The organism is Herbiconiux sp. 11R-BC (assembly GCF_049472555.1).
In the GTDB taxonomy this organism is placed as follows: Bacteria; Actinomycetota; Actinomycetes; order Actinomycetales; family Microbacteriaceae; genus Herbiconiux.
Genome location: NZ_JBCEBO010000008.1, coordinates 42,040 through 65,366, shown reverse-complemented (window position 1 = coordinate 65,366; position 23,327 = coordinate 42,040). Strand labels below are relative to the sequence as shown.

The following is a 23,327-nucleotide window of genomic DNA, read 5'->3' as shown; positions in this document are numbered from 1 at the left end:
GTGGGTTCACTCGTCGTCATCATCGCGACCGTCGTCTATTTCGCTCTGCTGCTGTACTTCTTCCTGATGTGGGGTCGATTCATCCTCGACCTCGTCCGGACGGTGCGTCGCGACTGGCGCCCGTCCGGCGCGCTGCTGGTGCTGGCGGAGGTGACTTACACGGTCACCGACCCGCCGATCAGGTTCTTCCGGCGCGTCATCCCGCCGCTCCGAGTGGGCTCGATCGCCCTCGATTTCGGTTGGAGCATCGTGATGCTCATCGTGATCGTGCTGCTCTCGGTGGTGGGCTTCGTGCGCACCCAGTAGGGGGCACATGTAGTCTGAAGAGGCGCACGTCGCGAATTTGCCCCGTTCACGGGCCGTTCGTCGGGAATGTTGCTACGGTTAGCAACGCGTTATCACTGTTTGTCGAAGCAATAAAGGTGGAAAACCATGGCGTTAACTCCGGATGATGTTGTTAACAAGAGATTTTCTCAGACCAAGTTCCGTGAAGGTTACGACCAGGACGAGGTCGACGACTTCCTCGACGAGGTCGTCGTAGAGCTTCGCCGTCTGACCCAGGAGAACGAGGAGCTGAAGGCTCAGCTCGCCTCCGGCGGATCGTCCTCCGCACCGGCCGAGGCCGCTGCTCCGGCCCCCGAGGTCGTCGAGGCACCCGCCCCGGTCGTCGAGGTCGCCGCCCCCGTGGCCGCAGCCGCCACCGCTTCGGCGGTCGACGACGAGTCGGTCTCGACCACCAACCTCCTTCAGCTGGCCCGTCGTCTGCACGACGAGCACGTCAAGGAAGGTGCGGACAAGCGCGACGCGCTCATCGCCGAGGGTCACGCGACCGCGGCACGGATCGTGGCCGAGGCCGAGACGAAGCAGCGCAACGAGCTCGCCCGTCTCAACCAGGAGAAGGCGGGCATCGAGCACCGCATCGACGAGCTGCGCACCTTCGAGAAGGACTACCGCGCCGGTCTCAAGACCTACATCGAAGACCAGCTCCAGGAGCTGACCTCCTCGAGCGTCGACGGCGAGAAGAGCACGTCGTCGAGCTTCAGCGGCTTTGGCGGATAACGAGCGCTCGAGCACTCGCCCCCGGGTCCTGATCGTTCTGGTGGTCGTCGCTGCGGCGTCGATCATCATCGATCAGATCACGAAGCTTCTGGTCGTACAGAATCTGACATTGGGTGAGGTCGTCCCCGTCGTGGGCGACCTCATCCAATTTCACTTTGTGAAGAACTCCGGTGCCGCGTTCTCGATCGGAAACGCCTACACCTGGATCTTCTCGATCCTCGCCGCCGCCGTCACGGTGTTCATCATCTGGTTCGCGCGGCGCATCCGTTCCTATGCCTGGGCGACCGTGTTCGGTCTGCTTCTCGGCGGAACCATCGGCAACCTGATCGACCGGCTCTTCAAGGAGCCCGGTTTCGGGATCGGGCACGTGGTGGACTTCATCACGATCCCGCTGCTTCCGGCGATCTTCAACCTCGCCGACGTGTCGATCACGGCGGCCATGGTGCTGTTCCTGATCCTGACCATCCGCGGCGTCGGACTCGACGGCACCCGTGCCGTCGCGCAGCCGAAGCCGAGCGCCGAGTCGGCATCCGCCGAGTCGGCCCCTGCTGAGCCGGCGGCGGAGAAGTCGCCCGAAGACCACAGCGAACAGGCCTGAGCGCATGGAGTCCCGTACCCTTCCGGTACCCGACGGCCTCGACGGGGTGCGGGTCGACGCCGGCATCGCCAAGCTGCTCGGCTTCTCGCGCACCTTCGCGGCCGAGGTCGTCGACGCCGGGGGAGTGAGTGTCGACGGGCAGACGGTGGGCAAGTCCGACCGTCTGCGCCGTGACACCTGGCTCTCGGTGGAATGGGCTCCGCGCGAGGAACCGCAGATCGTGCCGGTCGTCGTGCCCGAGCTCCACGTGGTCTACGACGACGACAGCATCATCGTCGTGGACAAGCCGGTGGGCGTGGCCGCGCATCCCTCCGTCGGCTGGGACGGCCCGACCGTGCTCGGCGCACTGGCCGGGGCCGGTTACCGCATCGCCACGAGCGGCGCGGCCGAGCGGGCGGGCATCGTGCACCGACTGGATGCCGGCACGAGCGGCCTGATGGTCGTCGCGAAGACGGAGCAGGCGTACACCTGGCTCAAACGCCTCTTCCACGACCGCGAGGTGGACAAGATCTACCACGCCCTCGTTCAGGGCCACCCCGATCCCTTCGCGGGCACCATCGACGCGCCGATCGGCCGCCATCCGCGGTCGGACTGGAAGTTCGCCGTGACGGCGGGAGGCAAGCCCTCCGTGACGCACTACGAGACGCTCGAGGCCTTCCGGGCCGCGACACTGCTCGAAGTGCATCTCGAGACCGGCCGCACACATCAGATCCGCGTGCACATGGCGGCCCAGCGGCACCCCTGCTGCGGCGACACCATGTACGGCGCCGACCCCGCGCTCTCGGCGCGGCTCGGGCTCACCCGGCAGTGGCTGCACGCCATGCGGCTCGGCTTCGTGCATCCGGAGACCCGGGAGTACATCTCCTTCGAGAGCCACTACCCGGCCGACCTGCAGCACGCCCTCGACATCGTGCGGAGCGACTGAGGCCGAGCGTCGCGCGCGACCCCAGCACTCGGGGAGGGCTACTCGGCGCCGGTCACCGGCTTCGGCCGGCCGCCCCACTGCTGGGCGGTTCGCTTCTCCTGGAGGCGCCGGCCCGCGTGCAGAGCGGGGTAGATGCCGAGGAACACGGCCATCGGGGCCAGCAGACGGATGTCGCGGATGCCGTGCTTGGCGTAGGTGCGCTCGAAGCGCTCTACGTAGTAGAGGTAGTCCTTCGGTGAGGAGTCGAGGCGGCGCGCGGACATGCCGACCACCATCGCGGACACGTACCCGACCTTGAGGCCCTCGAGGGCGAGGTGAACGGCGAGGTCGAGGTCTTCGTGCATGAGGTCTTCGCGATCGGCGCAGACCTTGTCGCGCACGGCGAGCCAGGCCTCCTTCGTGATGGCCATGTTCGTGCCGAAGAGGAAGACGTACTTGCCGGCGAGCTTCACCTGGATCTTGCGGAAGGTGTCGTCGGCGTGGTGGCCGAAGGCGCGCATCGGCATGTCGTAATATTCCACGGGGCCGCTGGCCGCCACGAACTCGCCGGTGGAGAACGCGATCTGCACCTGCTCCACCCAGTCGGGCGAGAGGGCGGAGTCGGCGTCGATGCGCCCGATCACCGTGCCGGTCGCCGCGTTGAAACCGGCGTTGCGGGTGGGCGTGATGCCCTGCTCGGCGTCTTGCGTGACCAGGCGGATGTTCGCGTCGGGGAACGCGGACTGCATCGCCTCGACCGCCGCGCGCGTGCCGTCGGTGGAGCGGTTGTCGACCACGATGATCTCGTGCGCAGGCACCGTCTGCTCGATGGCGGCCACGAGGCAGTGCCGGATGCCGGCCTCCTCGTTGTAGGCGGGGATGACGATCGAGACGGTGGGGAGGGAATCGGATTCGGTCACGGCTGCGCCTTCGGTCGAGATGTGCGTCGAGATGTGCTGTCAGTCTGCCAGAGCCACGGGCCCGGATGCGCGGGACGGGCCGCGCATCCGGGCGCGCTGCGGGCCGGGAGCGCGCATCCGGGTCTTAGCATGGGAGCAGATGACAGCCATGACGTCCGCCGAGATCGCCGCACTGCTCGGGCAGCTGACCGACGCCGAGAAGGTGGCGCTCACCGCCGGGGCGGATGCCTGGAGCACGCCCGCGATCCCGCGCGTCGGCATTCCGGCCCTCCGGCTCGGCGACGGGCCGCACGGGGTGCGGAAGCCGCACGACGGGGCGGGGATGTCGATGTTCGACTCGCATCCGGCGACCTGCTTCCCCACCGCCGTGACGCTCGGGTCGAGCTGGGATGCGGCACTCGTGCAGGAGGTGGGGGAGGCGCTCGGCCGCGAGGCGGCGTCGCACGGCATCGCCGTGCTGCTCGGGCCGGGGGTGAACCTCAAGCGCACGCCGGTGGGCGGGCGGAACTTCGAGTACTTCTCGGAGGATCCGCTCATCGCCGGGCGGCTCGGCGCCGCCTGGGTGCGCGGGGTGCAGGGCACGGGTGTGGGCGCCTCGCTCAAGCACCTCGCGGCGAACAACACGGAGCAGCGGCGCTACGGGGTGAACGCCGTGGTCGACGAACGAGCACTGCGCGAGCTGTACCTCACGAGCTTCGAGCACACCGTGATGCAGGAGCGGCCGGCCACGGTGATGGCGGCCTACAACCAGCTGAACGGGGAGCACTGCACCGAGAACAGCTGGCTGCTGCGCGATGTGCTCCGCGGGGAGTGGGGTTTCGACGGGGTCGTCGTCTCCGACTGGGGCGCGGTGTGGGACCGCGCGGTCTCGCTGCCCGCCGGCAACGACCTTGCCATGCCGGGGCTCGGGAGGGACGACGACGAATACCTGCTCCGCGCGCTCGCCTCAGGAGCGCTCGCGCGGGCCGATCTGGACGCGGCCGTGACGCGCATCCTGGATCTCGTGGGGCGGTACGGCGGGCCGGCGACCCGGGACCGCAAGCCCGTCGACCTGGCGGCCCACCACCGGCTCGCGCGGCGGGCGGCCGCGGCCGGCACGGTGCTGCTGAAGAACGAGCCGGTGGCGAACGGATCGGCCGCTGGACGGGCGCTGCTGCCGCTGGCCGCCGGGGCGAGCGTCGCCGTGATCGGGGCGTTCGCGCAGGAACCGCGCTTCCAAGGCGCGGGGAGCTCTCACGTGGTGCCGACGCGCGTCGAGACGCTGCTGGAGGCGCTCACCGAGGCGCGGGGTGCGGCACAGGTGCGGTATGCATCCGGTTACGACCGCACGGACAACACCACGTCCGCTGCGCTGTTGGCCCAGGCGGCGGAGGCGGCACGCTCGTCGGCGGTCGCGATCGTGGTGGTGGGCCTGCCGGAGACCTTCGAGACCGAAGGCGTCGACCGGCCGCACCTGCGACTGCCCGAGTCGCACGAGCGGCTCGTGGCGACCGTGGTCGCGGCGAACCCCGCCACGGTGGTGGTGCTGCAGAACGGGTCGCCGGTGGAGCTGCCCTGGCTCGACTCGGTGCCGGCCGTCGTGGAGGCCTACCTCGGTGGGCAGGCGGGCGGCGGTGCGCTCTCCGCGGTACTGGTGGGCGAGGCGGAGCCGGGTGGACGGCTGGCCGAGACATTCCCGGTGAGCTATGCCACGCATCCGGTGTCAGCGATGCCGAACGGACCGGCCACGGTGGAGTACCGGGAGAGCCTGTATGTGGGCTACCGCTACTTCGACGCCGTGGGGGAGCCGGTGGCATTCCCGTTCGGGCATGGGCTCTCGTACACGAGCTTCGCGTGGACGGATGCGTCGCTCGTGGTGGGTGCGGACGGCGCGTCGGCCGTGATCGAGCTGCTCGTCGCGAACACGGGGGAGCGCGCGGGCAGCGACGTAGTGCAGGTCTATGTGCACGACGTCGAGTCGGCGCTGTTCCGGCCGGAGCAGGAGCTGCGCGGTTTCGCCAAGGTGTCGCTTATGCCGGGGGAGTCGGAGCGCGTGTCGATCACGCTCGACTCACGGGCGTTCTCCTACTGGGACCCGGCGAAGCATTCGTGGGTGCTCGAGCCGGGGAGGTTCGACGTGCGGGTGGCGCGCTCGTCGCGGGACATGGTGTGGAGCGGGAGCATCGGGCTCGCGGGAGCGGGCGCGGGCGGGCCGGACGGCGCGGGCGGCGTCGAGGGTGCCTCGGTGCCCACGGGCATCCCGGCGTATCGGTCGCCGTCGCGCGAGCGGGGATTCACCGCCGGGGACTTCGAGCGCCTGCTGGGGCACCCCCTGCCCCCGAACACCGGAGCATGGCCGGGCCAGTACACGCTCGACACGGCGGTCCGCGACATGCGGCACACCCCGGTGGGGCGCATCCTGGCGCGCTACCTCAAGCGGGAGGCGATCAAGACGATCGGCGCTCCCGAGGGTGCACCCGTCGACGCCGTGGCGGCCGACGTCGTGGCGCAGCTGAACTTCCGCATGTTCCCCACGGTGAGCGACGCCACGGTGAGCCGCCGGCGCACGGAACAGCTCCTGCGGCTCGTCAACCTGCTGTCGGGCATCCGTCTGCCGGGCACCCGCCGTCGCAGCTGATCGGGCCTGAACGCCCCGGTCACTCCGGGACGTACTCTTGCTTGAGCCTGCCGTCGCCGAGGGCCTTCGCGATGTGGCCGAAGTCTCGATCGGCCGTCAGGATCGTCAGCTCGTTGGCAATCGCGTAGGCCGCCATCGTGACGTCGGCGTTTCCGGCGCCACGCACCAGGCCCGCGTTCCAGAGCGCTTGTTGGATATCGAGAACGGCGCTCTGAGGCGGGGTCAGAGTTGCCGCCGTGTAGAGCTCCATGTCTGCGCGGAGCTCCGCGTACTCCTCGGGGTTGCGGGCTGACCAGCAGTATTCGAGCACCTGCGGCGGGCAGGTGTAGATCGGGCTGCTGTTCGTGATCTCGTGGAAGCGACGGCGGATCGTGGGGCTCCGCGCCAACTTCTGCAGGATGCTGTTGTCGATCAAGTAGCCGCGGCTCTCGACCGGCACGCTCACCGGTGCAGGCTGCGGCGAGAGTTCCACTAGTCGGAGTAGTCGTGCTTCGGCGCGTCGATCTGGTCGGCGGTGAACTCGCGCCGGGAGATGCGTTCGAAGGCGAGCCTCTGCCGCTGCATGGTGATGGTGAACTGCAGAGCGCGTTGCACGGCCTCCTTGTTCGACGTCGCGCCGAGCAGTTCTTTGGCGTCGTGCAGCAGCGTGCGATCGATATCTATCGAGGTGATGGCCATCGGGACGCCTCCTTCTATATAGGGACATTATATAAGAATCTCCGTGTGGCCGTGAAGTGATCTTTCATGAGGAGGAGTCAATACGTAGCCGCCGACATTCTCGGGCGACGCGCGTGACACCACTGTTTGCTGGACGTGATGTCGAAGTGGTGTCACAGTGGTGTCATGGAACTGGAACGATACGTCATCGAGCTCCGCCGGCAGCTCGCCTCCGCCGCGTCGGGCGCCGGCGCCGAGGCCCGGGCGATCGCCGAGCAGCTGAGCCTGTCGCTGGATGCGGCGACGCGTCTCGTGCTGCTCGAGGCGCTCAGCGACGCCGCCGGGGAGATCACCCGCGAGATCGCGCCCGGCTCGGTCGAGGTGCGGCTGCGCGGGCGCGACCCTGAGTTCGCGATCTCCGTGCCCGCCCAGCCGGCGTTCGTGGAGCGGTCGGCCACCGCGGAGGCCGAGACGCAGCGGGCCGGCGCAGAGGGCGAGACCGCGCCGCTCGCCTCCGTGGAGGCCCAGGGGGAATCCCGCGACGACACGTCGACCTCCCGCACGACGCTGCGCCTGCCCGACCAGCTCAAGGCCCGGGTCGAGAAGGCGGCGGCGAACGACGGGCTCTCGCTCAACACCTGGCTGGTGCGGGCGATCGCAGGCTCTCTTGAGCCGAAGTCGCGCCGGGCCGCCCAGCGCGAATCCCGGACGAACAACACCTTCACCGGATGGGCGCGGTAGGCGGGGCGATCGAGCACGCCGGAGATCCGGCGACCACACGGACCAGAGCACGCGCACGAAGGAGAAACGATCATGCCGATCTACGACACCCCCCGCCCCATCGACCTCTCCATCGCGCTCGGAATGGGCGATGTTGACGTCATCGCCACCGAACGCAGCGACACCCTCGTCGAGGTCACCCCGAGCCGCCCCGGCCGCGCCGGCGACATCTCGCTCGCCCGGGAGTCGGAGGTGCGCTTCGACGGCGGCCGCGTCACGATCCTCGTGCCGAAACGCCTCAACCTCTTCGGTCCGGGCGACTCGGTCGACGTCCGGGTCGACCTGCCCAGCGGGTCGACGGCCACGATCGTCTCGGCCTACGGCGGAATGCGCCTCCGCGGCACCCTCGGCGACTGCGACCTGACGGCCACCTACGGCCCCATCACCGCCGGACGCACCGGGGCGCTGCGGCTCAAGGCGCCCTATGGCGACGTGGGGATCGACGAGGTGGCCGGCGACCTCGAGGTGACCGCGGGCCACCAGTCGCTACGGATCGGGCACGTGGCCGGGCGGGCGAGCATCCGCGGCTCCCATGGCGCCATCGATCTCGGCGTGGTCGACGGCGACATCGACGCGCGCACCTCCGGCGCGCTCAGCGTCGACCGTGCAGGCGGCGACGTCGAGGTGCGCACGGCGTACGGGGCGATCCGGTTGCGCGAAGTGACGGGCGGCACGGTGCGGCTCGAGAACGGATACGCCGGCATCGAGGTCGGCGTGCCCGCGGGCACTGCCGCCTGGATCGATGCCGCCTCGCGTCAGGGGATCGTGCGCAACGAGCTCACCGCCGAATCGGGGCCCGAGGGCTCCGAGCGCACGGTGGAACTCCGGCTGCGGGCGAACTACGGTGACATCCTCGTGCGCCGGGCGCTGCCCGCGCGTGCGAGCTGACCCGGACTGCCCGCCCGGCCGATCGCCGCACTTCGGCTGCCCGGCCGATCGCCGCACTTCGGCTGCCCAGCCGATCGCCGCACTTCGGCTGCCCAGCCCCGTGCCTTGCGCCCAGTGCCTGTTCGCCCGGCCCGGTGGCCCGACCCCGCGGCTCGGCGCTGCACGCTCAGTACTCGATGCGCCCCAGCCGGTCGTGGAACTCGCCGGTGGGGCCGTCGGGGCCGACGAGTGCGAGCGCGACCGTCGCATCCGTTCCCTCGGTCACGGTCTGGTGGCCGCTGTGCCGGTTGAAGTCGGTCGCGGTGTAGCCGGGGTCGCTCGCATTGATGCGGAACGCCGGCAAGTTCTTCGCGTACTGCACGGTCAACGCGATGACGGCGGCCTTCGATGCCGCGTACGGCACGGAGGGCACCGGGAACTCGTCACGGCCCTCCGTGCTCAGGAATCGAGGCCAGCCCACACCCGAGGCCACGTTGACGACCACCGGATGCGCCGAGCGCCGGAGCAGCGGAAGCGCGGCCTGGGTGACCCGCACCACCCCGAGCACGTTCGTGTCGAACACGGACTGCATCGCCTCGGCGGAGAGGTCGTCGACCCCGAAGGAGGTGCCGAGGACGCCCGCGTTGTTCACGAGCACGTCGAGCTCGGGCAGGGTGGCGAACGCGGCCTCGACGCTCGCCTGGTCGGTGACGTCGAGCTGCACGAGGCGCGCGCCCAGCTCGCGGGCCGCGTCGCCGTTCGCGAGGTCGCGCATCCCGGCGTAGACGGTGTGGCCGGCATCGATCAGGCGGCGGGCGGTTTCGAGTCCGAGGCTCTTGTTGGCCCCGGTGATGAGTGTGATTGTCATGCCTCAAGACTGCGGGCCTGCCGGCGCAGCGCCCAGGCCCCGTGCGACGGGAGGACCACGGGTACCACCACCGTTCCGCCCCGCCGGGGGAGGATGGGGGCGAGAGGAGGCGCGCATGAGCGAATTCGCCACCGTGCTGCGGTCGTGGCGCGATCGCGTGACCCCGGCCGAGGTCGGATTGCCGGCCGGTTCGGGCCGGCGCGCGGCCGGACTCCGCCGGGAGGAGCTCGCGGCCCTCGCCGGCGTGAGCGTCGACTACATCGTGCGCCTCGAGCAGGGCCGGGCCGAGAACCCGTCGCCGCAGATGCTGCGCGCGCTGGCCCTCGCTCTGCGCCTCACCGAAGACGAGCGCGACCACCTCTACCGCGTGGCCGGCGTCGCCGCGCCCAGCCCGGGCGTCGTGCCGCAGCACATCACGCCGGGGGTGCAGCGTCTCGTCGACCGCCTCGGCGACGTGCCGCTCGCAGTCTTCTCGGCCACGCACGACATCCTGCTCTGGAACCCGCTCTGGGCAGCGCTGACCGGAGACCCCTCCTCGCGCGTCGGCCTCGAGCGCAACCTGGTCTGGCGCCACTTCACCTCGGGTCACGACGGCGTCGAGTACAGCGCGGAGCACGAGGAGGAGTTCGCGAGCGACCTCGTGGCCGACCTCCGCGCGGCCGTGGGCCGCTACCCCCGTGATGCCTCGCTCGCCCAGCTCGTGGCGCGTCTGCGCGCCGGCTCGCCCGACTTCGAGCGACGCTGGGCCCAGGCGCGGGTGGCCGAGCATCGTTCGAGTCGCAAGACGATGACGCGCACCGCCGTCGGGCCGATCACGGTCGACTGCGACGTGCTGACCGTTCCGGGCGGCGACCTGCGGATCGTGGTCTACACCGTGGCACCGGGGTCTCCGGATGAGGCCAGACTCGATCTCCTGCGGGTCGCCGGCCTGCAGGCGCTCACGACGACTCCGTAACCACGAGAACGTCGGAGGGGGCGCCTGGCCGGTATGCGGCCGAGCGCCCCCTCGCGGTGTCGTCGATCAGTGGGCCGAATAGCCGCCGTCGACGAGGTGGTAGCTGCCCGAGATGAAGGAGGCGGCATCGCTCAACAGGAACAGCGTGAGCGCGGCGACCTCCTTGTCGGTGCCGAGCCGGCGGGAGGCGTGCTCGCTCTCGAGCGCGGTGAGCGCCTCGGGGGACAGGGAGGAGCGCACCAGTGGCGTGTCGATGAAGCCCGGGCCGACGGCGTTCGTGCGCACACCCAGCGCGGTGTACTCGAGGGCGGCGACCTTGGTGAGCCCGATGAGCGCGTGCTTGCTGGTGACGTAGGCGGCGTTCTGTGCGATGCCCACCGAACCGAGCACCGAGGCCATGTTCACGACGGCCCCACCGCCCGCCGCGACGATGGCCGGCAGCTGGAACTTCAGGCCGTAGAACACGCCGTCCAGGTCGACGGCCCGCACGCGGTCCCACGCGGCGATGTCGTAGTCGCCGATGGTCTGCGGGGGCGCGCCGATGCCGGCGTTGTTCACGGCGAGGTTGAGAGCGCCGAAGGTCTTCTGCGCGAAGGCCACGGCGGCCTCGGAGTCCTCCCACTTCGCGGTGTTCTGCCTGAACGCCGCGGCCTTCCCGCCCGCGGTGACGATCTCGTCGACGATACGCTGCGCTGCCTCGAGGTTGATGTCGGTGACCACGACGGCTGCGCCCTCGGCCGCCAGTTCGCGTGAGATCTCTGCCCCGATACCGCTGCCGCCTCCGGTGACGAGCGCCACCCTGTTGTCGAACCTGGCCATGTGATGTCCTTTCGTGTCGTCGTTGCTCTGTGAGCCAGACATATTAACCACCATGCGTTGGATAAAATTCCTCGATTGACAGTTAGAACTCGAACAGTTAGAGTTCTGAATATGGACGAACCGGAGATCGACTTCACCACCAGCCTGGAGCTCCTGCGCTGGATCGGCTGGGCTCAGCGCAAAGCCGCCGAGGACTGGATCCGCGAGCGCGAGCTCACTCACGAGCAGGCCTTCGCTCTCGGATTCCTGGTGCAGAACCCCGGTTCCATCCAGCGCGACATCGCGCAGATGACCCGCACGACCGCCGCGAGCGTGTCGAGCCTCCTGCAGGGGCTCGAACGCCGAGGTCTCGTCGAACGCCGCACCGAGGAGGGCAACGAGCGCAGCAAGCGCGTCTACGCCACCCCGGCCGGCGCCGAGCTCATCGCCGGGTTCGACGAGGCGATGGCCGGAACCGAGGAGAGCATCCTGGCTCCTCTCGACCAGCAGGAACGGGATGCGCTCCACGCCCTGCTCGTGAAGGTCACCACGGAGCTGCCCCGCCCCACGCGGTAGCCGCAGCGGGGCGCGCGCCCCACTTCACACCCTTCACTCTCCCTCTGCCGTGCCGGCTCTCGTCGGCGCGCGCTCGAGCCTGCCCGGAAAGGAGCAGTCATGAGCACCACGACCCCCAACACCGACCCCGACATCGACACCGACACCGACACCACGCGTGTCACGAACACCTCCGGTGCGGCGTCCGACGCCGTCGGCACCAACCGCTGGTACCTCTCGGCCGCCCCGATCCTCCGCGCTCTCGTGCATCTCTGCGTGCCGATGGCCGCCGCGATGATCGTGGGCGCCGTCTACAACGTCATGAACGCCGGCTTCGTCGGCTCCCTGCACGACTCCTCGCTCCTCGCCGCCATCACCTTCGGCACACCGCTGCTCGGCCTCGTGATGGCTGTCGGCGGGGTGTTCGGCGTCGGCGGCGGGGCGCTCATCTCCCGGCTGCTCGGCGCATCCGAGCACGATCCGGCCAAGGCGGGTGAGATCAAGCGCGTCTCGTCGTTCGCGCTCTGGGGCGCGGTGATCACGGGCGCCGTGCTCGGCGGAATCGGCCTGCTGCTGCTCGGCCCGCTCGTCGGCCTGCTGGGAGCGGATGCCCCGGCCGTGCCCGCCACGAGTGCGTACGTGGGGGTGATGCTGGCCTTCGTCCCCGTGCTCGCCGCGGCCTTCTGCCTCGAACAGATCGTGCGCGCCGAGGGCGCCGCCCGCCAGGTGATGGTGGGGCTCATCGGCTCCACGGTGGCGAACGTGCTGTTCGACGTGCTGTTCATCCTCGTGCTGAACTGGGGAGTGGGAGGCGCGGCCCTCGCGATGGGACTCTCGAATCTCGCCGTGGTGATCTACTTCGTGGTGTGGCTGCAGCGCCACAGCGTGAACGTGAGTCTCGCACCACGCTGGTTCACGCTGTCGCCCGCCGTGCTGAAGCCCGTGTTCGGGGTGGGCGTCGGCGAGTTGCTGCAGGCATCCTTTCTCATCGTCACCTCGCTCGTGCTCAACAACCTCGCCGCGGCCTACGGCGACAGTGCTCTGGCGGCGATGGGCGTGGCGGTGCGCATCGCGCAGGTGCCCGAGTTCCTCGTGATGGGCGTCACCCTCGGGGTGCTGCCGTTGCTGGCCTACGCCTACGGGAAGGGCGACCGGGCACGCCTCGGTTCCGCGGTGCGGGCATCCGCGCTGGTGGTGGGAGGCATCTCGCTGCTGTTCGGGGTGGCGGTGTTCGCGTTCCGCGAGCCGGTGTTCTCGGCGTTCTCGAGCGACTCCTCGGTGCTCGCCATCGGAGTCACGGTGCTGGCCGCCCAGCTCGTCGCGATGGTCGTGAACGGGTTCACGGGTCTGCTCACCTCGCTGTTCCAGGCCACTGGGCGGGCGGTCCCGGCCATCGTGATGTCGATGGCGCAAGGGGTGCTGTTCATTCCGATCGTGCTGCTCGGCAAGCTCTGGTTCGGGCTCGGGGGCATCATCTGGGCGCTCACGGTGTCGGAGGGGCTCGTTTTCGTGATCGGGATCGTGCTGTGGCTCGCCTCGCGCCGGGCGATCCAGCGAGGCCTCACCGAGGGGTCGACGGAGCGCGCCGAGGAGGCCCTCGAGCAGGCGGCGTAGCGGCGCCGGCATAGCCCGCGACCGCCGCTCGCCGATACCGTGGAGCTGGAAGGAGAATTCGATGACCGAGCACCGCATTTTCAGCACCAGCTTCGCGGCCATCCACGCCCTGTACGTGAAGAAGGTCGAGCGCAAGGGGCACAGCGAGGCCGAGGTCGACCAGGTCGTCGAGTGGCTGACGGGCTACGACCAGGCCGGCCTCGAGCGAGTGATCGCCGAGGAAGTCGATCTGAAGTCCTTCTTCGCCCAGGCGCCGGCGTTCAATCCGAACGCCACACTCATCACCGGCCTCATCTGCGGCATCCGGGTGGAGCAGATCGACGACCCGCTGATGCAGAAGGTCCGCTACCTGGACAAGCTCGTCGACGAGGTGGCGCGGGGCAAGAAGATGGCGTCGATCCTGCGGGCCTGACGGTTCGTCTCCGGCTCGGTCACCGGTTCTGCCTCACACCACGCAGAATTCGTTGCCCTCCGGGTCGGCCAGCACGACGTGATCGAGCTCGTCGTGCAGCCGGTGCTCCTCGAGGGTGCGCGCGCCGGCGGCGGTGAGCGCGGCCACGGTGCTCCGGATGCGCCGCGTGCGCACCTCGGCGGGCTCGGCCCGGCCACCGCTCACCTTCAGATCGAGGTGCAGGCGGTTCTTCGCGCGCTTCGGCTCGGGAACGACGAGGAAGCACAGCTGCGGCCGGAGGCCGTCGGGGTCGACGATGGTCGCCCCGTCGTCCCATTCCGACTCGGGCACCTCGCACCAGAGAAACCATGCCGGCCAGCTCTCGAAGCCGGCGGGCGGCGGCGCGTCGGTGTAACCGAGCGCCGTCTTCCAGAACTCGGCGAGCACGCGCGGCGCCGCGCAATCGACGGTGATCGACCACGTCGTCGTCATGCCTGCCGTCCTGGCTCCACGCTCAGGCCTGCTGCCAGAGCTCGATGCGGTTGCCCTCAGGGTCGGTGACCCAGCCGAAGCGGCCGACGCCCGCCATCTCCTGCGTCTCCGCGGCCACCTCGGCGCCGGCGGCGCGCAACTGGGCGAGCATCGCCTCGAGGTCGCTCACGCGGAAATTGAGCATCACCTGCTGCTCGGGGCGCCCGAAGTAGTCGGTGCCCGCCTCGAAGGCGGCGAAGACGGTGGGCCCGGCAACCGGGTGCCAGAGCCCGTGCTCGTCGGCATCCAGGCCCAGGCTGTCGCGGTACCACGCCGTCAGGGCCTCGGGGTCTTTCGCCCGCACGAAGTAGCCGCCGATTCCCTGCACGCGTTCCATGCGCACAGCATGCCACGACATCGAGCCCGAGTCACCGTGCTCGACGCACTCGCGCCGGCCGCTGTCGGGGGTGCGGCCCAGACTGGTCGAGGCAGGCCAAGTGGGCGGCCCGAAAGGACGATCATGCAGTTCGCATCCATCCGCATCATCACCGACGACGTCGATCGCCTGGCGGCGTTCTACGAGCTCGTCACCGGCACCACCGCCGTGCGCCCGGCACCCGTGTTCGCCGAGATCCGCACGGGCGGCAGCGTGCTCGCCATCGGCAGCACGGCGACCGTCGCGATGCTCGGCGAGAGGGCGCCCCGGCCCGGCCGAAACGACTCGATCATCATCGAGTTCGAGGTGGAGGACGTCGACGCCGAGTTCGCCCGGGTCCGCAGCGCGGTCGACGAGGTGGTGCTCGAGCCCAGCACGATGCCCTGGGGCAACCGCTCGGCGCTGTTCCGCGACCCCGACGGCAGCCTCGTGAACCTGTTCTCCCGTCCGGCCGGATGACTCGCGCTCAGAGCGCGCCCGCGTCGAGGGTGACTCCGTCGGGCAGCATCAGGCCGGCCGCCTCGCCGTAGCCCGCATCATTGACAAGGGCGGGCGTGCTTGCGAGATTGGACAGGCGGGCGCGCGGCTGGCGCGTCGCCAGACCGCGAACCGCGGGATGACGCGTCGCACGTCGAAGGAGACACCATGGCCGGACGCATCGAGATCGACCTCTTCAGCACGCTCGACGGGGTGATGCAGGCGCCGGGCGGCCCCGAGGAGGACACGAGCGGCGGCTTCACCTTCGGCGGCTGGCAGGCGCCCGTGATGGACGAAGCCATCGGGGCCGAGGTGATGCAGGGAATCGGGCGGATGGACGCCCTCCTGCTGGGCCGCCGCACCTACGACATCTTCGCGGGCTACTGGCCGCATCAACTCGAGGGTCCCGAGAGCGCGATCGGCGAGCCCTTCAACGCCATGCCGAAATACGTCGCCTCCCGTGGCGCACCGGAGCTCTCGTGGAACAACTCGCACCTGCTGGGCAGCGAGCTGGCGGCCGAGATCGCGGGACTGCGCGAACGGCACGACGAGATCCATGTGATCGGCAGCATCGACTTCGCCCGCACCCTCGTGGCGGAGGGCCTGTTCGACCGGCTGAACCTCTGGGTGTACCCGATCGTGCTCGGCGCCGGCAAGCGGCTGTTTTCCGCCGACGGCGCACCGACCAGCCTCGAACTGCTGGAGCCCGCCGTGAGCACGGAGCAGGGGGTGCTGATTCTGCATTACGGCCCCACCGGACGCCGCCCGGAAACAGGGGACATGGCGGCCTGAGCCGCTTACTCCGTCCGCCCGAGCGCGCTGCTGGAGGGGTTGACGTAGGTCGAGACCTTAGGGTCCGCCTCCGGCTGAGCGGCATTCGTGGCGTCCTTGTCCTTGTAGAACTCAGCATCGGCACGGGCCTGGGCATCGAGACCATCGAGCTTCTCTTCGGCGGTGGCGTCGTCGGAGCCCGCCATGATCGGTTCGTCTTGCGTTCTGTCGCTCATGGTCGCGACCCTAGACCCTCCTCAGGCATCCCGCCCGTGCTCGTGGGAGCGCCACTGCGGCGGAGAGTGCCCGACCCGCGTCGAGGCCGGCCGAGAAGCGGCTGCACCGTCTACGCGCTCCGCTCGCTCCGCACCGCGGCACCGGTCCACTCGACGGCGAGGGCGTCGAGGGAGAGGCCGAGGGTCGAGGCCAGGGCGGCCACCACGCCGAAGGCGGGGCTCGGCAGCCGCCCGGTCTCGATCTTGCGGAGGGTCTCGGGTGAGATGCCCGCGGATGCCGCCACCTCGTTCAGGGTGCGGCTCGCCCGCGCCCGCCGCAGGGTGGCACCGAGGCGGCGGCCGGCCTCGAGCTGCTCGGGGGTGAGGGGTGCGCGAACCATCATGGGAAGCCTCCGGGTCGGCCACCGGCCGAGGGGCGGCGGTCTGGTCAGATCGATTCGGTATTATCATACCGCTATGATCGAACTGCACACCCCCGCCGAGATCGAGCAGATGCGGCCGGCCGGCGCCTTCGTGCGCGACACGCTCGCGACGCTGTCGGCCCGTGCGGCGGTGGGCATGAACCTCCTCGAGATCGAGCACGCGGCCCGCCGCCTGGTCGATGAGCGCGGCGCCGTCTCCTGCTACTGGGACTACGCGCCCTCCTTCGGCAACGGCCCGTTCCGCAACGTGATCTGCCTCTCGGTGAACGACGCCGCCCAGCACGGGCTGCCGCACGACTACCGGCTGCGCGACGGCGACGTGCTGAGCCTCGACTTCGCCGTCTCCGTCGACGGCTGGGTGGCGGATGCCGCGGTCACCGTGATCGTCGGCCGTGCCGACCCCGCCGACGAGCGCCTCATCCGCTCCACCCGGGAAGCCCTGGCCGCGGGCATCGCCGCCGCCCGGCCCGGCAACCGTATCGGCGACGTCTCGGCGGCGATCGGCGCCGTCGCATCCGCCTACGGCTACCCGGTCAACCACGAGTTCGGTGGCCACAGCGTCGGGCGCACGATGCACGGCGACCTCTTCATCGACAACGACGGCCGCCCGGGTCGTGGGCCGCGCATCCGGCCTGGCATGGTGTTCGCGCTCGAGCCGTGGTGGGCGAAGACCACGGCACGTGTGCGGATGGACGCCGACGGCTGGACCGTGCGCTCGGCCGACGGCAGCCGCGCCGCGCACACCGAGCACACGCTCGCCGTGACCGACGACGGGCCGCTGGTGCTGACCGCCTGAGCCGCGTCGGGCCGCTCGTGGCACTGCTCGGGCGGGGGACGGGCGGTGCCGCGGTGCGGAGAGCGGGCCTGCCGTTGCCCGTTCCGTCGTGGCGCGGTCGACGCGGCCGGGAGTGGATGCCGGCTCAGCCGCGCCCGACAGCGCGATGCCGGAGCACACCGGGGATGCGACCCGACTCCGGCAGTGCGGAGCCGCGAGCGAACGCGGCCCAGAGCGCTCGCGTCGCGCGCGCCGCCGCGTCGAGCTCGCGCCACTCCGAGCCTGCCACGATGGCGGCCTGCGCCCAGGTGTTCTCGTCGCCGAAGAGCAGGGGCAGGTCGATGGTGTGCGCCGAACCGAAGGGGTTCCCCGGTGCCGCCCACGAGATGAGGTACCGGTCGGCGCGACCGCCGGCCCGTGCGTGACGCCGGGCGAAGCGGCGGGAGCTCCGGCCGTAGACCGCGGCCGTGACCGCGGACACGAGCCCACGGCGGATGAGCGGGCCGATCACGGGCCAGGCTGCCACCCGGGCGATGGCGGGGATGCGCGGCACGAACAGCCGGGCCTCCTCGGCGGTGTGCCCGATCAGGATGTCGATCTCCGGCGCCACGCGCGACCACACCGCGTCGATCTCGGCCTCCGGCGGAAGGGGCGCGTGTCCGTACTGCGTGCCGAACGGCATCCCGGCCTTCAGCCCGCTGCCGGCGGCGAGCCGCGCGATGGAGGCCTCCCGGGCCACCACCTCCTCGGCGGGGAGATCTTCGCCGATGTCCGCGGCGGCGGCGGCCATCTTCGCGTTGATGGCGGCACGTCCGCGGCCCAGACCCAGCGGCGCGCTCTGGATGATCGCCCGCCGGAACAGGCTCGGCGCATCCGGCACCGCCATCAGCTGGGCGACGGCGTCGGCGCCGGCCGACTGCCCGAAGGCGGTGACCTCCCGCGGGTCTCCGCCGAAGGCCCGGATGTTGCGCTGCACCCAGCGGAACGCCTCGACGATGTCGAGCAGCCCGAGATTCGCGGGGTGGCCCGGAGTGCCTCCGAGGAAGCCGAAGAGCCCGAGGCGGTAGGTGACGGTCACCACGATCACGCGCTGCTCGGCCACGAGGGCCGCCGGGTCCATGATGGGCAGGTCGCCGGCGCCCGAGACGTAGGAGCCGCCGTGGATCCACACCATCACCGGCAGCGTCTCCTCGGGGCCGAGGCCGGCCGGGAGGGTCACCGAGAGGTGCTGGCAGTCCTCGTCGAACCGCCGCTCGGAGGCGCTCTTGCCGAGCACCTCGTCGAGGAAGGGCACCGGCGCCTGCGGGCAGGCCGGTGACCACGCGGTGGCGACCAGCTCCTCGTTGCGGTCGGCCGCGGCCACCGGAGGTTCGAAGCGTCCGGCCGTGGCGTACCGGATGCCCGTGGCACGAACGACGGGGCCGTCGTTCCAGCCGCGCACCGGGCCGCACGGAGGAGTGAAGACAGGGCCGGAGGCGGCCTCGCGCTCGGGGTCGGTCTCGACGGGATCGTGCAGGCTCACCCGACCCATTCTGCACCGCCGAGTCGGCGAACGGGCCGAGCTCCGCCGCCGGCGCGAACCGCGCGCACCGGCCGAACGGCCCGCGCCGACCGAACCGCCCGAAGTGCTCCAAGCGCTCGAACCGCCCGAAGTGCTCCAAGCGCTCGAACCGCTCGAACCGCCCGAAGTGCTCGGACAAGCAGGGCCGGCTCCGCCTCAGGCGGCTAGGGCGAACGCGCCGGCGGTCACGGAGACGGCGTTCGTGCTCGCGGCCGGGCTCGAAGCGCCCGCTCGCGACTGCAACCGCTCCGCGACGCCGCTCGTCAGGTCGAGCAGCGACCGCTCCAGAGCGCCGCCGAGTGCCGCGAGGATCTCGCTCGACGGCTCCTTGAACCCTCGTTCGATCTCCGAGAGGTATTGCGGTGACACGCGCGCCCGTCCGGCCACCGTGCGCAGCGACTCGCCGCGCGCGAGCCGTGACTCCCGCAGTTCCTCGCCCACGAGCTCGCGCCACAGCCGCTCGGCGGGCGCCGGATGGACGGGCACCGGACGGACGAGTGCCGGACGCGCGGGCTCGTCGCGGACGGGGGCGGGCTGGTCTGCAAGAGGTCGGCTCATGCGCCCAGTCAAGCCTGCGAGCCGCGCCCCGCGCATCCGGTTCCGCTCACAGCAGACAGTCGCGCAGCAGGCCCCGTGCCCCGGAGGGGCGAGGCGCCGCTCAGCGCAGCAGCGCCTGCAGCTGCTCCACCACGAGCTCGGGTCGCGAGAGGAACGGGTGGTGCCCGGTCGGCAGCTCCACCGCGCGGGTCGCCCGCGCGGCGTGGCTGCGCTGCAGGGCCGGCGAGGTGGTGCGGTCGTCGGCGCACACCAGGGCGGTGGAGTCGACGCCCTTCCAGCCGGCAGCGGTCGTGGGCGTCGTGAACGCCCCGACGCCCTGCGGCACGACGCGCGACCAGGCCTGCTGCTGCGTGGCGGGGTCGGCATCCTGAACGAATCGCGCGGCGAACGAAGCAGCGTCATAGCCGTCGACGCTCAGGGTGCCGTCGCCGTTGTCGCCGATCGACACCGGGTCGCCCTCCCCGCTCATGATCTCGGCTTGCGACTGGCCGATCTCGGGCAGGTACGACGACACGAAGACGAGGTGCCCGACAGCCGGATGCGCGCTCGCCTCGGCGATGACGGTGCCGCCGTAGGAGTGCCCCACCACGATCGCCGCGCCCGGGGCCCGGACCGCGTCGAGCTCGCGCCGCAGCGCCGCAGCGTCGGCGACGAGCCCGCCGTCGCGCTCCCGCGGTGTCGTCTCTCCGCACGACGGCAGGGCGAGCGCGCGGCTCCGGATGCCGGTGCCCGCCTCGAGCAGTTCGGCGGCCGGCCGCCACCACCACGCGCCGTCCTGCACCAGCGCGCCATGCACGAAGATCAGTTCCATCGCCTGCCCTTTCTCCGACGACGAGCCTCGCGCCCGATCGGACGTGCCCGTCCCCTCGACCGTACGGCGCTGCGCGCCCCTGCGCGCCCGGATCCGCCCGGGGCAGCCGGGCGCTGCGGCCTCAGTCGGTGCCGGAAGAGTTCTTACGGGGCCGGCCCCGGGGGTTCGGCGGACGGAGATCGGCGGGCGCACGACCGGCCTTGGCGAGGGCCTGTCTCAGCAGCATCTCGATCTGCGCGTTCACGCTCCGGAGGTCGTCGGCCGCCCAGCGGGCGAGCGCGTCGTGCAGCGCGGGATCGATGCGCAGCAGGAGCTGCTTGCGCTCGGTGCTCATGACCCCGTCACGAGTACAGGGTTCCGGTGTTCACGATCGGCGACGCCGGCTGGTCGCTGCACAGCACCACCATGAGGTTGCTGACCATGGCGGCCTTGCGTTCGTCGTCGAGTTCGACGATGCCGTCCTCGCTGAGCTTCGTGAGCGCGAGGTCGACCATGCCGACGGCCCCCTCCACGATGCGGGTGCGGGCGGCCACGACCGCGTTCGCCTGCTGGCGGCGGAGCATCGCCTGCGCGACCTCGGCGGCGTAGGCGAGGTGGCTGATCCGCACCTCGATGATCTCGACGCCGGCGAGCGAGATGCGCTCGGCCACTTCGTGCGCGAGCTCGTCGGCCACCTGGTCGGTGGATCCGCGCAGCGAGGTCCCCCCGGTCTCCGAGCCGTCGTAGGGGTGGGTGGTCGCGATGTGCCGCAAGGCCGACTCCGCCTGCACCGACACGAAATCGACGTAGTTGTCGACCGCGTAGGTGGCCTTCGAGGTGTCGGCCACCTGCCACACGACGATCGCGGCGATCTCCACCGGGCTGCCGTCGGCGTCGTTGACCTTCAGCCGGTTCGTCTCGAAGTTGCGCACCCGCACGCTGACGCTGCGGCGCGTCGACAGCGGCACCACCATCGACAGGCCGGTGCGGCGCACGGTCCCGATGTAGCGGCCGAAGAACTGCACCACCTTGGTCTGGCCGGGCTGCACGATCACGAGCGAGCTGAGCAGCAAGGCGAACGCCGCGAAGAACAGGAGCGAGACGGCCTTGGCAGCGTCCGGGAGCACGGCGAGCAGAACGATCCCGATGGCCAGCAGGGCGAGGGAAGCGCTCAGCGCGACACCGCCGGGTAGCGAGGCCGCCTCGCGCTCGGTCACGTCGACCCGGACGCCGTCGTGCCCGACGGGGACGGTCTCGACAGAACTCGGGCTCGGGGTCGTGTCAGTGCTCATGGGTGGCATCCCTCGTTCGCGAATAAAAGTGATATCACTTTATCGCGGAAGACGGCCCGCGGCCAGTGCGGATGACACGCGGGCCGGGCCCCTACTCCGTGCGCAGCTCCAGATACTTCGCGATCAGCGCCTTCGTCGAGGAGTCCTGCGAGGCGAGCGCCGCGGCATCCCCGTCGACCGCCGGGGCGATCTGCAGAGCGAGCTGCTTGCCGAGCTCGACGCCCCACTGGTCGAAGGAGTCGATGCCCCAGATGGTGCCCTCGGTGAACACGATGTGCTCGTAGAGCGCGATCAGCTGACCGACGACCGAGGGCGTGAGCGCCGGCGCGAGGATCGAGGTGGTGGGCCGGTTGCCGCTGAAGACGCGCGCGGGCACCACCGACTCCGCGGTGCCCTCGGCGCGCACCTCCTCGGCCGTCTTGCCGAAGGCGAGCGCCTTGGTCTGCGCGAAGAAGTTCGCGAGGAACAGCGAGTGCACGTCGGCGCCGGGCGCGACGGCCGCCCCGTCGCCCACGGCGTCCTTCAGCGGATGCGCCGGGTTGGCCACCGCGATGAAGTCGGCCGGGATGAGGCGCGTGCCCTGGTGGATGAGCTGGTAGAAGGCGTGCTGCCCGTTGGTGCCCGGCTCGCCCCAGAAGATCTCGCCGGTGTCGGTGGTGACGGGGGAACCGTCCCAGCGCACGCTCTTGCCGTTGGATTCCATGGTGAGCTGCTGCAGATAGGCCGGGAAGCGGTGCAGGTACTGCGCGTAGGGCAGCACGGCGTGGCTCTGCGCCTTGAGGAAGTTGGAGTACCAGACGTTCAGCAGCCCCATCAGCACGGGCACGTTCTTCTCGAGCGGCGTGGTGCGCATGTGCTCGTCGATGGCGTGGAACCCCGCCAGGAAGTCGCGGAAGCCGTCGGGACCGATCGCGATCGCGACGCTCGTGCCGATGGCCGAGTCGACCGAGTAACGGCCGCCCACCCAGTCCCAGAAGCCGAACGCGTTCTCGGGGTCGATGCCGAAGGCCGCCACCTTGTCGAGCGCGGTCGAGACGGCCACGAAGTGTTTGGCGACGGCGCCGGTGCGGGCGGAGTCGTCGTCGGCGATGGCTCCGGATGCGACGAGCCCGTCCCACAGCCACTGCCGGGCCAGTCGCGCGTTGGTGAGCGTCTCGAGGGTGCCGAAGGTCTTCGAGGCGACGATGAAGAGCGTGGTCTCGGGGTCGAGGCCGGCGGTCTTCTCGTAGATGTCGGACGGGTCGATGTTCGACACGAAGCGGGCCTCGAGGCCCTCCTGGGCGTACGGCTTGAGGGCTTCGTAGACCATGACCGGCCCGAGGTCGGAACCGCCGATGCCGATGTTGACCACGGTCTCGATGCGCTTGCCGGTGACGCCGGTCCATGCGCCCGAGCGCACGCGGTCGGCGAAGGCGAACACCTTGGCGAGCGTGGCGTGCACCTCGGCGTCGATGTCGGCGCCGTCGACGACGAAGCCGGCGGCCGGGTCGAGCGAAGCGGCAGCGGCGGTGCCGGCGGCGGGGCGGCGGAGCGCGGTGTGCAGCACGGCGCGGTTCTCGGTGACGTTGATGTGCTCGCCCGAGATCATCGCCTGGTAACGCGACGCGACGCCCGCATCCTGCGCCAGCTGCAGCAGCTGCGCGAGGATCTCGTCGGTCAGCAGGTTCTTCGACAGGTCGACCGTGAGGTCGGCGGCCTGGAAGGTGTACCGCTCGGCGCGGTCGGGCTCCGCGGCGAACCAGCCGCGCAGGTCCGGCTCGAATCCCGAGGCGATGGCCTCGAGCGCCGTCCACGCGGCGGTCCCGGTCGGGTCGAGGGGTGCAGTCGGGTCGATGGGCGCCGATTCGGCCATTGCTTCTCCTGAGAATCCTGAAGGCTCGTACCGCGCATCCGGTGGTGACATCGCGATGCGCTCACCTCTCAACCTACCGGCCCCGGGCGCGCGATAGTCTGAC

29 protein-coding genes are annotated in these 23,327 nt (G+C 70.6%); 14 read left to right on the top strand and 15 right to left on the bottom strand.

The window, feature by feature from the left end; genetic code table 11:
* The 4 genes from VD659_RS16830 (at window position 1) to VD659_RS16815 (ending at window position 2,582) form a co-directional block, all read left to right on the top strand.
* Window positions 1–306 carry a YggT family protein gene (locus tag VD659_RS16830; protein WP_423262198.1) on the top strand — a complete coding sequence of 102 codons (306 nt, stop codon included), beginning with the start codon at window positions 1–3 and terminating at the stop codon, window positions 304–306.
* 126 nt (window positions 307–432) lie between these two features.
* Window positions 433–1,059, top strand: coding sequence for a DivIVA domain-containing protein (locus VD659_RS16825; protein WP_423262197.1), 627 nt, complete (start codon window positions 433–435; stop codon window positions 1,057–1,059).
* A 40-nt stretch (window positions 1,060–1,099) separates the two neighbouring features.
* Complete coding sequence (gene lspA / locus VD659_RS16820; protein ID WP_423262330.1) at window positions 1,100–1,657, top strand: signal peptidase II; 558 nt, start codon at window positions 1,100–1,102, stop codon at window positions 1,655–1,657.
* A 4-nt stretch (window positions 1,658–1,661) separates the two neighbouring features.
* Window positions 1,662–2,582, top strand: a complete 921-nt coding sequence (locus VD659_RS16815) for an RluA family pseudouridine synthase (protein ID WP_423262196.1) — start codon at window positions 1,662–1,664, stop codon at window positions 2,580–2,582.
* 38 nt (window positions 2,583–2,620) lie between these two features.
* On the opposite strand, the gene VD659_RS16810 is transcribed toward VD659_RS16815, so the two are convergent.
* On the bottom strand, window positions 2,621–3,481 hold the full coding sequence (locus VD659_RS16810; protein WP_423262195.1) for a glycosyltransferase: 861 nt from the start codon (window positions 3,479–3,481) through the stop codon (window positions 2,621–2,623).
* 139 nt (window positions 3,482–3,620) lie between these two features.
* Here VD659_RS16810 and VD659_RS16805 point away from each other — a divergent pair, with 139 nt between their 5' ends.
* A complete protein-coding gene (locus VD659_RS16805) occupies window positions 3,621–6,098 on the top strand; it encodes a glycoside hydrolase family 3 C-terminal domain-containing protein (protein ID WP_423262194.1) in 2,478 nt (825 codons plus the stop codon).
* Between the two features lie 19 nt (window positions 6,099–6,117).
* Here the strand turns inward: VD659_RS16805 and VD659_RS16800 are convergent, their stop codons facing one another.
* Both VD659_RS16800 and VD659_RS16795 read right to left on the bottom strand, forming a co-directional pair.
* The gene (locus VD659_RS16800) at window positions 6,118–6,543 is read right to left on the bottom strand and encodes a PIN domain-containing protein (RefSeq protein WP_423262193.1); all 426 of its coding nucleotides are present in this window, start codon (window positions 6,541–6,543) and stop codon (window positions 6,118–6,120) included.
* A gap of 26 nt (window positions 6,544–6,569) precedes the next feature.
* Window positions 6,570–6,776 carry a hypothetical protein gene (locus VD659_RS16795; RefSeq protein WP_423262192.1) on the bottom strand — a complete coding sequence of 69 codons (207 nt, stop codon included), beginning with the start codon at window positions 6,774–6,776 and terminating at the stop codon, window positions 6,570–6,572.
* A gap of 165 nt (window positions 6,777–6,941) precedes the next feature.
* Here VD659_RS16795 and VD659_RS16790 point away from each other — a divergent pair, with 165 nt between their 5' ends.
* Complete coding sequence (locus tag VD659_RS16790; RefSeq protein WP_423262191.1) at window positions 6,942–7,496, top strand: toxin-antitoxin system HicB family antitoxin; 555 nt, start codon at window positions 6,942–6,944, stop codon at window positions 7,494–7,496.
* A gap of 72 nt (window positions 7,497–7,568) precedes the next feature.
* Window positions 7,569–8,423 carry a DUF4097 family beta strand repeat-containing protein gene (locus VD659_RS16785; protein ID WP_423262190.1) on the top strand — a complete coding sequence of 285 codons (855 nt, stop codon included), beginning with the start codon at window positions 7,569–7,571 and terminating at the stop codon, window positions 8,421–8,423.
* A 166-nt stretch (window positions 8,424–8,589) separates the two neighbouring features.
* Here the strand turns inward: VD659_RS16785 and VD659_RS16780 are convergent, their stop codons facing one another.
* Complete coding sequence (locus VD659_RS16780; RefSeq protein ID WP_423262189.1) at window positions 8,590–9,270, bottom strand: SDR family NAD(P)-dependent oxidoreductase; 681 nt, start codon at window positions 9,268–9,270, stop codon at window positions 8,590–8,592.
* A 115-nt stretch (window positions 9,271–9,385) separates the two neighbouring features.
* Between VD659_RS16780 and VD659_RS16775 the strand changes: the two genes are divergently transcribed.
* Window positions 9,386–10,225, top strand: coding sequence for a helix-turn-helix domain-containing protein (locus VD659_RS16775; RefSeq protein ID WP_423262188.1), 840 nt, complete (start codon window positions 9,386–9,388; stop codon window positions 10,223–10,225).
* A gap of 66 nt (window positions 10,226–10,291) precedes the next feature.
* Here VD659_RS16775 and VD659_RS16770 read toward each other — a convergent pair whose 3' ends face one another.
* Window positions 10,292–11,044: an SDR family NAD(P)-dependent oxidoreductase gene (locus VD659_RS16770; protein WP_423262187.1), complete on the bottom strand. Its 753-nt coding sequence runs from the start codon at window positions 11,042–11,044 to the stop codon at window positions 10,292–10,294.
* Between the two features lie 111 nt (window positions 11,045–11,155).
* On the opposite strand from VD659_RS16770, the gene VD659_RS16765 reads away from it, so the two are divergent.
* From VD659_RS16765 to VD659_RS16755, 3 genes are all read left to right on the top strand, one after another.
* Window positions 11,156–11,599, top strand: a complete 444-nt coding sequence (locus VD659_RS16765; RefSeq protein ID WP_423262186.1) for a MarR family winged helix-turn-helix transcriptional regulator — start codon at window positions 11,156–11,158, stop codon at window positions 11,597–11,599.
* Window positions 11,600–11,698: 99 nt separating this feature from the next.
* Window positions 11,699–13,192: an MATE family efflux transporter gene (locus VD659_RS16760; protein WP_423262185.1), complete on the top strand. Its 1,494-nt coding sequence runs from the start codon at window positions 11,699–11,701 to the stop codon at window positions 13,190–13,192.
* Window positions 13,193–13,253: 61 nt separating this feature from the next.
* Window positions 13,254–13,604 carry a DUF2200 domain-containing protein gene (locus tag VD659_RS16755; RefSeq protein ID WP_423262184.1) on the top strand — a complete coding sequence of 117 codons (351 nt, stop codon included), beginning with the start codon at window positions 13,254–13,256 and terminating at the stop codon, window positions 13,602–13,604.
* 33 nt (window positions 13,605–13,637) lie between these two features.
* Here the strand turns inward: VD659_RS16755 and VD659_RS16750 are convergent, their stop codons facing one another.
* Together VD659_RS16750 and VD659_RS16745 are read right to left on the bottom strand one after the other, a co-directional pair.
* On the bottom strand, window positions 13,638–14,075 hold the full coding sequence (locus tag VD659_RS16750) for a VOC family protein (RefSeq protein ID WP_423262183.1): 438 nt from the start codon (window positions 14,073–14,075) through the stop codon (window positions 13,638–13,640).
* A gap of 22 nt (window positions 14,076–14,097) precedes the next feature.
* Window positions 14,098–14,451, bottom strand: a complete 354-nt coding sequence (locus VD659_RS16745) for a VOC family protein (RefSeq protein WP_423262182.1) — start codon at window positions 14,449–14,451, stop codon at window positions 14,098–14,100.
* A gap of 123 nt (window positions 14,452–14,574) precedes the next feature.
* On the opposite strand from VD659_RS16745, the gene VD659_RS16740 reads away from it, so the two are divergent.
* Together VD659_RS16740 and VD659_RS16735 are read left to right on the top strand one after the other, a co-directional pair.
* A complete protein-coding gene (locus VD659_RS16740; protein WP_423262181.1) occupies window positions 14,575–14,949 on the top strand; it encodes a VOC family protein in 375 nt (124 codons plus the stop codon).
* A 186-nt stretch (window positions 14,950–15,135) separates the two neighbouring features.
* The gene (locus VD659_RS16735; RefSeq protein ID WP_423262180.1) at window positions 15,136–15,759 is read left to right on the top strand and encodes a dihydrofolate reductase family protein; all 624 of its coding nucleotides are present in this window, start codon (window positions 15,136–15,138) and stop codon (window positions 15,757–15,759) included.
* 5 nt (window positions 15,760–15,764) lie between these two features.
* Here the strand turns inward: VD659_RS16735 and VD659_RS16730 are convergent, their stop codons facing one another.
* Together VD659_RS16730 and VD659_RS16725 are read right to left on the bottom strand one after the other, a co-directional pair.
* Window positions 15,765–15,974 (bottom strand): hypothetical protein, encoded by a 210-nt coding sequence (locus VD659_RS16730; protein ID WP_423262179.1) that lies wholly within the window; start codon window positions 15,972–15,974, stop codon window positions 15,765–15,767.
* A gap of 110 nt (window positions 15,975–16,084) precedes the next feature.
* A complete protein-coding gene (locus VD659_RS16725; RefSeq protein WP_423262178.1) occupies window positions 16,085–16,354 on the bottom strand; it encodes a helix-turn-helix domain-containing protein in 270 nt (89 codons plus the stop codon).
* Between the two features lie 76 nt (window positions 16,355–16,430).
* On the opposite strand from VD659_RS16725, the gene map reads away from it, so the two are divergent.
* Window positions 16,431–17,192 (top strand): type I methionyl aminopeptidase, encoded by a 762-nt coding sequence (gene map / locus VD659_RS16720; RefSeq protein WP_423262177.1) that lies wholly within the window; start codon window positions 16,431–16,433, stop codon window positions 17,190–17,192.
* A 124-nt stretch (window positions 17,193–17,316) separates the two neighbouring features.
* Here map and VD659_RS16715 read toward each other — a convergent pair whose 3' ends face one another.
* The 6 genes from VD659_RS16715 to pgi all read right to left on the bottom strand — a co-directional run bounded on the left by VD659_RS16715 (window position 17,317) and on the right by pgi (window position 23,224).
* Complete coding sequence (locus VD659_RS16715; RefSeq protein ID WP_423262176.1) at window positions 17,317–18,693, bottom strand: carboxylesterase family protein; 1,377 nt, start codon at window positions 18,691–18,693, stop codon at window positions 17,317–17,319.
* Window positions 18,694–18,888: 195 nt separating this feature from the next.
* Window positions 18,889–19,290, bottom strand: coding sequence for a helix-turn-helix domain-containing protein (locus tag VD659_RS16710; protein WP_423262175.1), 402 nt, complete (start codon window positions 19,288–19,290; stop codon window positions 18,889–18,891).
* A 100-nt stretch (window positions 19,291–19,390) separates the two neighbouring features.
* Complete coding sequence (locus VD659_RS16705; RefSeq protein ID WP_423262174.1) at window positions 19,391–20,101, bottom strand: alpha/beta fold hydrolase; 711 nt, start codon at window positions 20,099–20,101, stop codon at window positions 19,391–19,393.
* 121 nt (window positions 20,102–20,222) lie between these two features.
* A complete protein-coding gene (locus VD659_RS16700) occupies window positions 20,223–20,435 on the bottom strand; it encodes a hypothetical protein (protein ID WP_423262173.1) in 213 nt (70 codons plus the stop codon).
* A gap of 7 nt (window positions 20,436–20,442) precedes the next feature.
* Window positions 20,443–21,372, bottom strand: coding sequence for an SPFH domain-containing protein (locus VD659_RS16695; protein WP_423262172.1), 930 nt, complete (start codon window positions 21,370–21,372; stop codon window positions 20,443–20,445).
* Window positions 21,373–21,463: 91 nt separating this feature from the next.
* Complete coding sequence (gene pgi / locus VD659_RS16690; protein WP_423262171.1) at window positions 21,464–23,224, bottom strand: glucose-6-phosphate isomerase; 1,761 nt, start codon at window positions 23,222–23,224, stop codon at window positions 21,464–21,466.
* Between the last annotated feature and the right edge of the window lie 103 nt (window positions 23,225–23,327).